Source organism: Nonomuraea sp. NPDC049637 (genome assembly GCF_040675235.1).
Taxonomy (GTDB): domain Bacteria; phylum Actinomycetota; class Actinomycetes; order Streptosporangiales; family Streptosporangiaceae; genus Nonomuraea.
Genome location: NZ_JBFAOM010000003.1, coordinates 306590 through 319566 on the forward strand (window position 1 = coordinate 306590; position 12977 = coordinate 319566).

Annotated in this window: 14 protein-coding genes; 7 read left to right on the forward strand and 7 right to left on the reverse strand. The window is 71.5% G+C overall.

All coding sequences use genetic code 11. The features are described from left to right. Nucleotides 1–17 precede the first annotated feature (17 nt). Entirely contained in the window at nt 18–605 is a 588-nt protein-coding gene (locus tag AB0J71_RS06125) for a helix-turn-helix domain-containing protein (protein ID WP_352318352.1), read from the reverse strand. Between the two features lie 84 nt (nt 606–689). On the opposite strand from AB0J71_RS06125, the gene AB0J71_RS06130 reads away from it, so the two are divergent. Beyond that, nucleotides 690–1643: a zinc-binding dehydrogenase gene (locus AB0J71_RS06130; RefSeq protein ID WP_364413053.1), complete on the forward strand. Its 954-nt coding sequence runs from the start codon at nt 690–692 to the stop codon at nt 1641–1643. A gap of 5 nt (nt 1644–1648) precedes the next feature. Here the strand turns inward: AB0J71_RS06130 and AB0J71_RS06135 are convergent, their stop codons facing one another. After that, complete coding sequence (locus tag AB0J71_RS06135; protein ID WP_364413056.1) at nt 1649–2599, reverse strand: serine hydrolase; 951 nt, start codon at nt 2597–2599, stop codon at nt 1649–1651. A gap of 124 nt (nt 2600–2723) precedes the next feature. On the opposite strand from AB0J71_RS06135, the gene AB0J71_RS06140 reads away from it, so the two are divergent. The 3 genes from AB0J71_RS06140 (at nt 2724) to AB0J71_RS06150 (ending at nt 5075) form a co-directional block, all read left to right on the forward strand. Next, nucleotides 2724–3707 carry a polyprenyl synthetase family protein gene (locus tag AB0J71_RS06140; RefSeq protein ID WP_364413059.1) on the forward strand — a complete coding sequence of 328 codons (984 nt, stop codon included), beginning with the start codon at nt 2724–2726 and terminating at the stop codon, nt 3705–3707. 84 nt (nt 3708–3791) lie between these two features. After that, on the forward strand, nt 3792–4466 hold the full coding sequence (locus AB0J71_RS06145) for a hypothetical protein (RefSeq protein ID WP_352318357.1): 675 nt from the start codon (nt 3792–3794) through the stop codon (nt 4464–4466). A gap of 48 nt (nt 4467–4514) precedes the next feature. Further along, nucleotides 4515–5075 carry a hypothetical protein gene (locus AB0J71_RS06150; RefSeq protein WP_352318359.1) on the forward strand — a complete coding sequence of 187 codons (561 nt, stop codon included), beginning with the start codon at nt 4515–4517 and terminating at the stop codon, nt 5073–5075. Here AB0J71_RS06150 and AB0J71_RS06155 read toward each other — a convergent pair. Next, nucleotides 5053–6483, reverse strand: a complete 1431-nt coding sequence (locus AB0J71_RS06155; protein ID WP_352318361.1) for an MFS transporter — start codon at nt 6481–6483, stop codon at nt 5053–5055. The two genes, AB0J71_RS06150 and AB0J71_RS06155, sit on opposite strands and share 23 nt — an antisense overlap. Nucleotides 6484–6524: 41 nt before the next feature. Continuing rightward, nucleotides 6525–7253 (reverse strand): class I SAM-dependent methyltransferase, encoded by a 729-nt coding sequence (locus AB0J71_RS06160; RefSeq protein WP_364413062.1) that lies wholly within the window; start codon nt 7251–7253, stop codon nt 6525–6527. Between the two features lie 127 nt (nt 7254–7380). Here AB0J71_RS06160 and AB0J71_RS06165 point away from each other — a divergent pair, with 127 nt between their 5' ends. The 3 genes from AB0J71_RS06165 (at nt 7381) to AB0J71_RS06175 (ending at nt 10252) form a co-directional block, all read left to right on the forward strand. Next, the gene (locus tag AB0J71_RS06165; RefSeq protein ID WP_352318364.1) at nt 7381–8760 is read left to right on the forward strand and encodes an LCP family protein; all 1380 of its coding nucleotides are present in this window, start codon (nt 7381–7383) and stop codon (nt 8758–8760) included. 98 nt (nt 8761–8858) lie between these two features. Continuing rightward, nucleotides 8859–9788: an ATP-binding protein gene (locus tag AB0J71_RS06170; protein WP_352318365.1), complete on the forward strand. Its 930-nt coding sequence runs from the start codon at nt 8859–8861 to the stop codon at nt 9786–9788. A 77-nt stretch (nt 9789–9865) separates the two neighbouring features. Next, on the forward strand, nt 9866–10252 hold the full coding sequence (locus AB0J71_RS06175) for an SCO5389 family protein (protein WP_352318367.1): 387 nt from the start codon (nt 9866–9868) through the stop codon (nt 10250–10252). A 35-nt stretch (nt 10253–10287) separates the two neighbouring features. Here AB0J71_RS06175 and AB0J71_RS06180 read toward each other — a convergent pair whose 3' ends face one another. From AB0J71_RS06180 to AB0J71_RS06190, 3 genes are read right to left on the reverse strand one after another with little or no spacing between them, the layout of a single operon-like run. Next, nucleotides 10288–11268 (reverse strand): LLM class flavin-dependent oxidoreductase, encoded by a 981-nt coding sequence (locus tag AB0J71_RS06180; protein ID WP_364413065.1) that lies wholly within the window; start codon nt 11266–11268, stop codon nt 10288–10290. 17 nt (nt 11269–11285) lie between these two features. Next, nucleotides 11286–11957, reverse strand: coding sequence for a ribonuclease HII (locus tag AB0J71_RS06185; protein WP_352318371.1), 672 nt, complete (start codon nt 11955–11957; stop codon nt 11286–11288). Between the two features lie 10 nt (nt 11958–11967). Further along, nucleotides 11968–12903 (reverse strand): LysR family transcriptional regulator, encoded by a 936-nt coding sequence (locus AB0J71_RS06190; RefSeq protein ID WP_352318373.1) that lies wholly within the window; start codon nt 12901–12903, stop codon nt 11968–11970. Between the last annotated feature and the right edge of the window lie 74 nt (nt 12904–12977).

Genomic DNA, 12977 nt, shown 5'->3' on the forward strand with positions numbered 1-12977 from the left:
GGCGGCGGCCGGGGCGCCTAGCGGGCGGGCCTGCCGAGCAGGCCCTCGGCCAGGGCGGCGAAGCTGCGGGCGAGCCGCGCGCTGTCCCCCGCCCGCAACCGGCTCGCGATCGGCTCCATGTGCAGGGACCCGAGCAGCAGGTGCGCGATCTCGTCCGCGTCCACGTCGGGGCGGCCCTCGGTGATCAGCGCGGTGACGTGCCGGTGCCAGCCGGTGTAGATCGGGTTGGTCTCCCGGGGCTCGGATCTGCTGGTCGCGACCGCGTGCTCGTGCGCCGCCACCAGGTTGCCGTTGCGCGCCGCCAGCTCGGCCACCGCGCCCAGGAAGGCGACCAGCCGCTCGACGGGCGGCGCTCCGGGGCCGAGCGGCGGCGGGCCCTCGGCCACCGCCTTGTCCAGCTCGCGGGCCCGCTCGCTCATCAGCTCCCGCATCAGCCCCGTACGGCTGCCGAACCGGTGGAACACCGTCCCCTTGCCCACGCCGGCGGCCACCGCCACGCGCTCGACGGAGACCTGCTCGGGCGGGTGGCGGCGGAGCAGTTCCTCCGCCGCCCGCAGGATCGCCCGCCTGTTGCGCGCGGCGTCGGCCCGCTCTTGACGTTCCATCCGGTCATTGTTGCCCATCGACAAACTTGACCAGCGGTCCATATATTAACTGGACCAACGGTTCACATAGAGACGGGAACAACCATGCGTGCCATCCAGCTCGACGCCATCGGCGGCCCCGAGACCCTGCGGCCGGTGGACCTGCCCCGCCCGCGTCCCGAGGCCAGCCAGGTCCTCCTCCGCGCGCGGGCGATCGGCGTCAGCTACGCCGAGACGCAGATCCGCTCCGGCGCGCTGCCGTTCCCGCTGCCGCTGCCCGTCGTGCCCGGCGCGGAGGCGGTCGGCGAGGTCGTCGAACTCGGCGAGGGCGTGGACGACGGCCTGCTCGGCACCGTGCGCGTGGGGGTGACCGGCGGCCTCGGCGCCTACGCGGAGTACGTGGCCATGCCCGCCGCCCTGACCTGCCCCGTCCCCGAGGACGTGCCGCCCCTGGAGGCCCTGGCCGGGGCCGCGCCCGGCGCGATCGCCCTCGCCCTGCTGCACCGGGCGGGGCTCGGCGGCGGGGAGACCGTGCTGGTCGAGGCGGGCGCCAGCGCGGTCGGCGGCTACGTCGTGGCGCACGCCAAGGAGTTCGGGGCGGCCCGGGTGATCGCCACCGCGGGCTCGCCCGCCAAGCGGCAGCGGGCCCTCGACCTGGGCGCCGACCAGGTCCTGGACCACGGCGACCCCGGCTGGCCGGACGCGCTGCCGGACGTCGACGTGGCCTTCGAGTCGATCGGCGGCACGTCGGCCCGGCGGGTGCTCGACCGGCTCGTGCCCGGCACCGGACGGATGTTGTTCTACGGCATGCTGAGCGGCGAGCCCGCCGCCGTCACGGCCGCCGACCTGATGGAACGCGGCGTGACCGTCGTCGGCTGCAGCGGCCCCGGCTGGGCCGGCCAGGTGTTCGGCACGCACTATCCCGAGATGCTGGCCCGGCTCGGCTCAGGACGCAGCCGCGCCGTCGTCCACGAGACCCTGCCGCTGGCCGAGGCGGCGAAGGCCCACCGGCTCCTGGAGTCGCGCGCGGTCACGGGCCGCGTCCTGCTGGTGCCGTGAGCGGCTCAGTGGTCCAGGACGGCGTCCAGCACGGCCGTGGCGCTGACCTGCTCGGCGTTGTAGTCGCCGGCCGTCACCGCGACGACCAGTTCCTCGCCGGGCAGCACGAGCAGCCGCTGGCCGCCGTTCCCGATCGCCTCGGTCCACGGCCGGTCGCCGGTGCTGACGTACCACTGGTAGCCGTAGCGGAAGTCGCCGTCGATGACGACGCGCGGCCGCGTCATCTCGCGCACCCACTGCTCGGGGACGATGCCCAGCCCGCCGCCGAGCACCAGCCGGCCGAGCGCGGCCAGGTCGAGGGGCCGCAGCCGCAGCCCGGCCGCGGCCATCGCCACGCCGTCCGTGCCCTTGACCCACTCGGTTCTGGTGATGCCGAGCGGCTCGAACAGCGCCTTGGCGGCGTACTCCGCCAGCGGTTCGCCGGCGCCCCGCGCGATGAGCCCGCCGAGCAGGGCCGAGGCGCCGCCGCAGTACCGCCACCGCTTCCCGGCCTCCTCGACCACCGGGCGTTCCAGGACGAACCGGTACCGGTCAGGGGCGAGCTCCATCGCGATCTCGCTGTTGGCCGGGCTCGTGTACGGCAGGTCCTCGTTCCAGTCGATCCCGAGCGTCATGGTGAGCGCGTGCGCGACGGTGAGGTGCGCCCGGGCCGGATCAGCCACCAGATCCGGATATTCGGGGAACTGCTCCACCAGCCTCGCGTCCGGCGGCGGCACCAGCCCGTCGCGCAGGGCCACGCCGTACAGCAGCGCGACCACGCTCTTGGTGACCGACCGCACGTCGTGCGGCGTGTCGCGGTCGAACACGACGTGCCGGGGCTCCTCGGTGATCCGCTGGTCGACGCCCGCGCCGTAGTGCTCGACGACGACCTCGCCGCCGCGCATGACCACGACCGCGTGCAGATTGGGCGCCGTGCCGGCCTTCAGGACCGCCTCGACCCGCTCCGCCATTCCCATGATGTCCTCCTAGGCCCGGGGGACATCCTTTCGTACCCGCTCACACGATGTCAGGGTCAAGGGCTGAGAGCGTCCTCAGCGTCTCTCAGGAGCGGCACAGCGACGCGGGAGCAGGCTTGGCCCCATGGAGCAACTCGTGAACAGCCCGGCCGTCGCCCAAGGTCTGCGCAAGGTGGAGGCCAGGATCAGGCGGCTCAGCGGCTCGTCGGCGCTGCCGGGGATCAACGCGGGCGCCGGTCGGATCGTCAGCGCCGGCGGCAAGCGGTTGCGTCCGGCGCTGACGCTGGCAACCTCGCTCGCCCTCGGCAAGGCCCCCGACCGCCGGGTGGTCACGGCCGCCGCGTGCGTCGAGCTGATCCACGCCGGCTCACTCGTGCACGACGACCTCATGGACCGGGCGACCGAGCGGCGCGGCACCCGTACGCTCAATGCCGAGCTGGGCGACGGCAAGGCCCTGGTGATCGGCGACTTCATGCTGGCCAGGGCGGGGCTGGCGGCCATCACCGCGGTGTCCAGGCCGGTCGCCGAGGTGCTCGCGGCCACCGTGGTGGAGCTGGCCGAGGGCCAGTACCTGGAGACGAGCGACCTGTTCAACCCGGCCAGGACCAGGGAGAGCGCGCTGCGTTCGATCACCGGCAAGACCGCCGCGCTGTTCCGGGCCGGCTGCCTGGCGGCGGCCGTCTGCGCGCGGGCTTCGACCGAGGACCGGGCGCGCGTGGCGGCGTACGGAGAGAAGTTCGGGCTGATCTTCCAGGTGCTGGACGACCTGCTCGACCTGACCGCCTCCAGCGCCCAGCTCGGCAAGCCGGCCGGCAACGACCTGCGGCAGGGCGTCTACAGCCTGCCGCTGCTCCTGTCCGGCACCGACCTCGGCGACCTGCTCGGCCGCGACATGAGCGACGAGCAGGTGGACGAGGCGCTGCGCCGGCTGCGCGCGGGCGACCTGGTGGCCAACACGCTGGAGTTCTGCCGCGGCCTGGCCTCGGACGCGCTGGCCGCCCTCCCGGTGATCCACGACAGCGAGATCGCGGCCCTGCTGTACGGCCTCCCGACGGCCTACATCGACCACGTCGCGGGGGTGTCGTCGCAGTTGACGAGCGTCAGTTGAGATTTGTTGGAACAATTGGTAGAAATCGCCTCCACAACCCGGCGAATCGCGCTAATACTGGAGTCACGCACTACAGGAGCGCACATGCGAAAGATCCCCCCTCGCATGATGATCCGGGACGACGGGCTTGAGTCCAGTCACTTCCTCCAGCTCGCCGCCGTGGACTTCACCGGCATCTATGCGGTCCACCTGGCCGCGAAGGAAGAACGGCTGAAGATGACCAGGCTCGCCATGAGCCTGTTGTCCGGGCCGTTCCTGGCGGCCATCGCCCTGACCAGCGCCAAGGTGGTGGACCCGCAAAGTCTCACGGACTGGCAGCGCGTGCCGTGGTACCTGTTCGCCCTGGTCACGGCGTTCGGGGTGCTCAGCGTGCTGCCGTTCCTGCGGCTGATCGAGGCGGTCCGCGCGCACGCCAGGACGGCCCGCGCGATCAACAACTTCCGCCTGCTGTACGCCACCAGGCTCAAGGACCGGCTCGGCTGGAGCCCGAACCTGCCGATCGACCCCCGCTTCCCGGAGACGTACGCGCCGCTGGCCTGGCCCGGGATCAACGTGACGACCCTGGCGCTGGCGAACTCGACCTACCTGACGGTGGGCCTGACCGGCCTGTGCGGGCAGGCGCCCAACCTGCTCCTGCTCGCCTTCGGCATCCTCCTGGTCACGCTGGTCCACTACGCCGTCTACTACGTGCGCTGCAACGTGACCAGGCGGCGCCGGCGCCCGCGCGACCCCTACGAGTACCCGGATCAGGAGACCTGAATGCCCGGCCCTGCGTCATGGGCGTCATGTGGGGAGGCGTGGATGTGGATGATGCGACATGTCTGGACGGCGGGCACACTCGCCGACGACGACCGCGGCCCCGTGATCGAGGCCCCGTCCGTGCTGTTCGAGATCGCCGAGGTGCGGGGCGACGACCCGATCATCGCGCGGTACGGCGACGCCGAGCGGCTGGCCCTCTACAGCAGGAAGTTCAGCGAGGACACGATCGTGCCGCCGTTCAAGTACAGCTACGGCGCCCGGATCAGGGGGCAGCTCGCCTGGGCGGCCGACCTGCTGCGGGTCAAGCCGTACAGCAAGAGCGCGTGGATCTCGCTGACCATCCCCGGCGAGCCGTACGACGCGGTGCCCTGCCTGATCGGCGTGGCGTTCCGGATCCGGGACGGCGCGCTCGCCATGACCGCGACCTTCCGCTCACAGAACGCCTTCACCAGCTACCTCAACTACCTGCCGCTCGCCGAGGTGCACGCGTCCATGGCCCGCGACCTGGACCTGGACCGCGGGCCGATGCGGGTGTTCGTGGACGTGCCGCACCTGTACCTGGCCGACAGCACCCAGGTGCTGCGCGTCATGCGGCCCGCGCGGCGGTGAGCGGCGCGGCGATCTCCTCCAGCCCCTTGCGCTCGGCCTTGACCCCGAAGGCCAGCTCGACCAGCCCCGCGACGATCATCACGATCGCGCCGATCGAGAACGCCAGCGCCGTGTCGCCCGGCGCGCCGCTCTCCACCAGCGAGGCGAACACGAGCGGGCCGGCGATGCCGCCGGCGGCCGTGCCGATGGCGAAGAAGAACGCGATGGCCATCGCCCTGGTCTCCATGGGGAAGATCTCGCTCACCGTCAGGTACGCCGCGCTGGCCCCCGCCGAGGCCACGAAGAGCACCACCGACCAGCAGAGGGTCAGCGTCATCGCGGTCAGCGCGCCCTGGTTGAACAGCCAGGCGGTGCCGAGCAGCAGCACCCCGGAGCCGATGTAGGTGGCCGAGATCATGGGAACCCGGCCGACGGTGTCGAAGAGCCTGCCGAGCAGCAGCGGGCCGAGGAAGTTGCCGACCGCGATGATCGCGAAGTAGTAGCCCGTGTGCGAGTCGATCTTGAAGAACGTGGTCAGGATCTGGGCGTAGCCGAAGGTGATCGCGTTGTAGAGGAACGCCTGGCCGATGAAGAGCGACAACCCGAGCACGGTGCGCTTGGGGTAGAGCGCGACCATCGTGTGCGCGATCTTCAGGAAGCCGATCGACCTGCGCTGGTGGATGGTCATCGACTCCTGCGGCTCGGGCAGGTCCCGGCCGATCTGTCGTTCGATGTCGTCCACGATCTGCTCGGCCTCGCGGTCGCGTCCGTGGATGAACAGCCAGCGGGGGCTCTCCGGGACGTTCCTGCGTACCAGCAGGATGGCCAGGCCGAGCACCACGCCCAGCCCGAACGCCACCCGCCAGCCGATGTTGACCGGCAGGTCGTTCAGCAGCGGCACGGTCAGCAGGGCGCCGCCCGCCGCGCCGAGCCAGTAGCTGCCGTTGATGATGATGTCGATGCGTCCCCGGTGGTGGCTCGGGATCAGCTCGTCGATGGCCGAGTTGATGGCCGCGTACTCGCCGCCGATGCCGAAACCGGTCATGAAGCGGAACAGGAAGAACCACCAGGCGTCGAAGGACAGGGCGGTCATCAGCGTCGCCGCGAGGTAGACCACGAGCGTCAGCAGGAACAGCTTCTTCCTGCCGAACCTGTCGGTCAGCCAGCCGAAGAACAGCGCCCCCACGCAGGCCCCGGCCACGTAGAGGGCCGCGGCGAGGCCGGCGACCTGCGCCTGGGTGATGTCCAGGCCGCTGCCGGGCTTGGCCAGCTGCCCGGACAGGTTGCCGACGATGGTGACCTCCAACCCGTCGAGCACCCATACCGTGCCGAGACCGATGACGATCATCCAGTGCCAGCGGGACCACGGCAGCCGGTCCAGCCGTGCGGGCACCTTGGTAGTTACCGTGCCGGTATCCACGTCGCTCATAAGGGCACTTGGGTACCCGGTAAACGGACGGCAAACGTTCCCTACAAGGCAGGTTTTCTGGCCTCGACCAGGGTGGTGCCGAACCAGGGGCCGCCGTACCACAGGCGGGCGCCCAGGTCGCGCCGGCGGATGTCGATCACGCCCAGGTCGCGCAGGGCGTCCTCGTAGTCGGGCGCGTACCGGAAGTCGGCGATCAGCATGAGCCCGCCGGGCCGCAGCACCCGATGGGCCTCCCCGATGGCCTGCCGGCGGCCTTCGGCGGCGGGGATGTTGTGGATCGCCAGGCTCGACACGACGACGTCGAACGCGCCGTCCTCGAACGGCAGGTCGCGCATGTCGCCCGTGACCAGGTCGATCCGGTCGGCGACGCCTTCGGCCGCGGCGTTGGCCAGGGTGACGGCCGCGGCGTTGCCCGACTGGTCCTTCGAGCTCCACAGGTCGACGCCGGCGGCCCGTCCGGTGGTGAGCCGGGCGGCGGCGGCCAGCAGCACCGCGCCGCGCCCGCAGCCGAGGTCGAGCACCCGCTCACCGCCTTCGAGCGGCTCCAGCAGCTCGGCCCAGACGGCGAACTTGCCCCGGCGCGTGGTGTAGAGGTAGCTGGCCGCGCTGGCCAGCGTGTAGAGCCCGCCGAAGGCGAAGGCGATCCCGGCGGCGGGGATGTCCAGCACGAAGGAGACCGCCGCGAGAGCCAGCAGGACGATCGCCCCGAAGAGCAGTCCGCCGAGGGCCCACGGTGCGTCGAATCCGTAGCTACCGTGTCGAGTGCTCACGTTCACGTTATATCTCAAGAGGGTCTTGACCGGGAATTGAGCAAACACTTCCCCTTCACCCTCAAATAGCCCGCAACGCAATAACTATGGTGACTTGGATGGGCTGGCATTGGGGGTTTGACCAGGCATGACAGGGAAACAACGCGAATTCGGCCTAGGAGCGAGCATCGCGCTGACGGTGGCGTCGGCCGCGCTGTGGGGGGTGGCGCACCTGGCCACCCACCGTCACCGGATGGGCATCGCCCTCATGGCGGCCTACGTGCTGATGCTCGCCGGCGTCCTGACGGTGTTCACGGCGTTCAGCACCCGTCTGTTGTCGCTGGCGGTCCAGCCCGGCTGGCTCACGGTGCTCACCGTGGCGCTGGTCGGGATCGCGCTGGCGTGGACCGCCGTGATCATCCGGTCGTTCCTGCTCGTCCGTCCCGACTCCTCCGACACGGCCGGACGTTTCCTGACCACCACGCTCGCGGCCGCCCTCTGCGCGCTCGTCCTGGCCCCCACCGCGTACGCCACCCGCATGGCCTACCTGTCCCGCGACGTCGTCAGCCACGTCTTCGCCACCACCACCGGCAGCGCCCCCGTCGTCGCCCAGGACCCGTGGAACGGCGCGAAGCGCGTCAACTTCCTGCTGATCGGCGCGGACGCCGCCCCCGGCCGCCCCGGCGTGCGCACCGACAGCATGACCGTGGCCAGCGTGGACACCGAGACCGGTGCCACCACCCTGTTCGGCCTGCCGCGCAACCTGCAGCGGGTCCAGCTCCCGCACGGCCCGGCCAGGAGCCGCTTCCCCTTCGGCTTCACCGGCGACGGCCCCAGCACCCCCGGCCTGCTCAACGAGATCTTCCAGTACGCCGAGGACCACCCGGAGATGGTCCCCGGCGCGGGCAAGGGCAAGCGCGGCCCGTCGCTGCTCAAGCGCACGGTCAGCGACATCCTCGGCATCCCGGTCACCTACTACGCCATGGTCGACATGAAGGGCTTCGCCGAGATCGTCGACGCGATGGGCGGCGTCCGGGTCACCGTCAAGGACCCCATCGTGTACGGCAGGTACCGCGAGGGCCTGCTGCCAGCCGGCACCCGCAAGCTGTCCGGCGAGGAGGCCCTCTGGTACGGCCGCTCCCGCACCGACAGCGACGACTACGTCCGCATGGGCCGCCAGAAGTGCCTGCTCAACGCGGTGGCCAAGCAGGCCGATCCGATGACCGTGCTCAAGAGCTTCGAGAAGCTGGCCGCGGCCACCAAGCGGGCCATCTCCAGCGACGTGCCCCAGGACCTGCTGCCCGCCCTGATCGAGCTGTCGGACAAGGTGAAGGACACCAGGATCCGGAGCCTCAGCTTCGTGCCGCCGCTGATCAGCACCGTCACGCCCGACTGGTACCTGATCAGGCGCAAGGTCTCCGAGGCCCTGGACGAGCGCCCGGCCAACCGGTCGGCGAGCGCGCACCACTCCGCCGCCCCGACCCAGGACCCGGAGACCCCGGTCAACCTGGACGCCGCCTGCGGCTGACTCTCACTTTCCCGACAGCCATCTCCCGAGCACGGAGTGTGGCATGATGGTGCGCGAGCCCAACGGAAACGATTTTCATCGTCATTTCAGGAGCGCACGTGAGAGTGGCATTCGTCGGCAAGGGCGGCAGCGGGAAGACGACGATCTCGGCGCTGTTCGCGCGGCACGTGGCGGCCCAGGGCGACCCGGTGGTCGTCATGGACGCCGACATCAACCAGCACCTGGCCCTGGTGCTCGGCCTCGACGCCCAGCCCGAGCCGCTCGGGGCCCACCTCACCGAGATCAAAGACCTGCTGCGCGGCGACAACCCGCGCATCGCCTCGGCCGAGACCATGGTCAAGACCACCCCGCCGGGCCGCGGCTCGCGCCTGCTGAGCTTCGACGACCTGGCCGCGCTCGACTACGCCGTGACCACCCCCCATGGCCTGCGCCTGCTGGCCACCGGCCCGTTCGACGACGACGACCTCGGCGTGGCCTGCTACCACTCGAAGGTCGGCGCGGTGGAGCTGCTGCTCAACCACCTGGTCGACGGCCAGGGCGAATACGTCGTGGTCGACATGACCGCCGGCTCCGACTCCTTCGCCTCCGGGCTGTTCACCCGGTTCGACCTGACCTTCCTCGTCGCCGAGCCGACCAGGCAGGGCGTGAGCGTCTACCAGCAGTACCGCGACCACGCCGCCAAGTACGACGTCGCGCTCGCCGTGGTCGGCAACAAGGTCCACGGCCCGTCCGACGTGGAGTTCCTCCGCGCGCACGTGGGCGACGACCTGCTGACCTGGATGGAGCACTCCTCGGCGGTGCGCGCCATGGAGCAGGGCCGCCACTTCACGCTCGACGACCTGGAGCCGGCCAACACCGAGGCGCTGGCCGTCCTGCGCAAGACCCTCGACGCGCAGGAGAAGGACTGGCCGCGCTTCGGCCGCCAGACCGCCGAGTTCCACCTGCGCAACGCCCGCGCGTGGGCCAACGCCCGAACGGGAGCCGACCTGGCCGAGCAGATCGATCCTGACTTCGTCTACGGCCCCTAAAACGCACCTCCAGGCCTCTGGAGCTACCCACTTCCCCCACATAACGTCAGATTCGATCCCCTTCGAGAGGAGACAGCATGTCGCTGACCGTCCCGAACGATCTGCTGGACCAGGCCCGAGCCGGAGACGTGGACGACGCCGCGTTCGTCGCCTGCGTCCGCGACTCACTCCCCTACGCGTGGTCGCTGATCAGCGATCTGGTCGCCGAGCGCGCGCAGAGCGGAGCCGAGTTCGCCGACAACCAGGTGCCACCGCCGTCCGAGGAGGCACGCGGCCAGCTCCTGCGGTGTCTGGCGAGCGACGCGATGCGCGGCGCGCTCGAACGCCACTTCGGCGTACGGCTGGCCTTCCAGAACTGCCACCGGGTCGCCGTCTTCGACCCGTCGGCCACCAAGGCCCTCGACGAGTTCGTCACCCCACGGGCCCAGATCCTCAACCAGAAACCGGAGCTGGTCGACTGCTGAACCCACGGGCGAGCCGGGCCGTCCCGGCTCGCCCCTCAGCCCGTCAACAGGGGGAGGACCTCGGCGCCGATGCGGCGCACGTCCTCCAGGGCCCGCCGGTGGTCGCCGATGCCCTCCACGGTCAGGATGACGTGCTCGATCCCGGTGCTCTCGGCCGTGCGCAGCAGCACCTCGGCGCAGTGGGCCGGCGAGCCGACCGGATGGATGCGCGTCAGCAGGTCGACGTAGGCGGCGACGTCCCGCGAGGGGCGCGGCCGGCCGTCCACCGGCAGGTATCCGGCCAGCCCGGGGCCCAGCCACGCGGGCATCGACTCCTTGAGCTCCCGGACGGCCGCCTCCGTCGAGTCGGCCACGTGCGCCACCCCGGCCGCCAGGTGCCCCGCCGGGCTCCCGCCGCGCGCGACGTGCTCGGCGACCAGCAGGGCCTTGTCGTGGTCGCCGATGTGCATGCCGAGCAGCATCGGCAGCCCGCGCTCGGCCGCCAGCGCCACCGTCGAGCCCGACGTGCACGCCACCACGGGCCGCAGCGGGGCCCGCGGCACCAGGGCGACCTCCCTGAACCGGAAGAACTCCCCCTCGGCCGCCACCGACCCCGCGGACAGGGCCTCGACCAGCAGGTCCAGCGACTCGGCGAAGCCCCGCTCGAACCGGTCGAGCCCGGTGCCGAACACCTCCAGGTCGACCCACGGGCCGCCCCTGCCGACGCCGGGCGTGAACCGCCCGCCCGACAGGTGGTGCAGCATGGCCGCCTGCTCGGCCAGCGCCACGGGATGCTGGGACGACAACACGCTGACCGCCGTGCCGAGCCCGATCCGGCTGGTACGCCCCGCCGCCACGGCGGCCAGCGTGACCGCCGACGGGCACACGCCGTAGGACATGAAGTGGTGCTCGGCGATCCAGGCGTCGTGGAACCCGGCCGCCTCGGCGGCCTCGATCAGCTCCACCGAGTTCCGCAGGACCTGCCCTGGATCCTGGCCGGGAAAGCAGGCCGCGATGACGAAGATCCCGATCCGCACTCCCCCGATCCTACGGCTCAGCCGAACAGCGCGGCCTGCCCTTCACCCACGAGCGGATCCCTGACCTGCTTCAGATGCCGCCATTGCGGCAGGTCGTCCAGGTAGGACCAGGAGAGCCGGTGGTGCGGTGTGGGGCCGAGCCGGGCCAGGGCGTCCTGGTGCGCGGGCGAGGGGTATCCGGCGTTCTCCGCGAAGCCGTACTCCTCATGCCCGATCGTGCCCATGTAGGCGTCCCGCCGGACCTTGGCCAGGACCGAGGCCGCCGCGACCGAGACGCTGGCCGCGTCGCCCTTGATCTCCAGGCGGACCGGCCAGGGAGCGCCGATGTAGTCGTGCTTGCCGTCGAGGATCACGGCGTCGGGGCGCACCGGCAGGGCTTCGAGCGCCCGGCGGGCGGCCCTGCGCAGCGCCTCGGTCATGCCGAGCGCGTCGATCTCGGCGTGGCTCGCCTCGCCGAACCCGATGCCGGCCGCCCACGCGGTCAGCTCGCCGGCCAGCGGGCCGCGCTTGGCGGCCGAGACCTGCTTGGAGTCGGTCAGGCCGGGCGGCGGCTCGGACAGATCCGTCACGACGGCGCAGACCGTCACCGGCCCCGCCCACGCGCCCCTGCCGACCTCGTCGACGCCCGCGACCGTGCGGGTGCTCGGCATGGACAGCAGGAGCTGCTCGATCTCGTACGTCGGCGCCATGGGCGAGACGCTACCGCTCGGCCGGGGTCACCGGCTCCAGATCGCCGGCGATGTACCGGGCGGCCACGTGGATCGCCCGCAACGTCACCGACACCGACGGCCGGTGCACGCTGGACCTGCGGGCGACCGCGATCACGTCGCGGCCGACCGGGTTGCCGGGGAACTCCCTGACCGCCAGGCCGCGCACCCCGGCGGCCAGCGCGAGCGCGGGCACCGCGGCGATGCCGATGCCCTTGGCGACGAGGGAGAGGATCGTCCCCAGCCCCTCGAACTCCCAGGGCGTCGGCCGGGTGCCGCCGACGTCCACGAACAGCCGGTCCACGGCCAGGCGCGAGGGCTCGCCGTCGGGGGTGGCCATCCACGGCTCGTCGCGCAGCTCGCGCAGGTCGAGCGGCACGCCGGGGTCGGCCAGCCGGTGCCTGCGCGGCACGACGAGCACGATGGGGTCGCGCAGCAGGGGGAAGGCCCGCAGGCTCTCGCTCTCCCGGACCGACCCGTACCAGTCGTCGACGAGGGCGATGTCCACCTCGCCCGACTGGACCTCCCGCATGCCCCGCCCCGACCTGCTCTGGCCCAGGCGGAGCGTCAGCTCGGTGTGGCGGCGCAGCGAACGCGCCAGCGCGGGCGCGAATGCCACGGCCGCTGTGGGGAAGGCGGTGACGACGACGCGCCCCGAGGGGGTGCCCGCATGGGCGGAGAGGTCGGACTCGGCCTCCTCGACCATTGACAGGATGCGTTCTGCGTGCTGGACGAGCCGGCGTCCGGCGTCGGTCAGCTCCGCGCTGCGCGCGGTTCTGTCGATCAGCGCGGTGCCGGTCTCCCGTTCCAGCGCCGCGAGCTGCTGGGAGACGGCCGAGGGGCTGTAGCCCAGCGACTCGGCGGCGGCCGCGATGCTGCCCCGGCGAGCGAACTCACAGATCAGCGCCAGACGCCGGAATTCGAGCATCAGACTTCCTTACACCTACCCACAAAAAGCCTCGCTTGTACTGATGCCTTCATACAACCACCCTGGGAACGTGA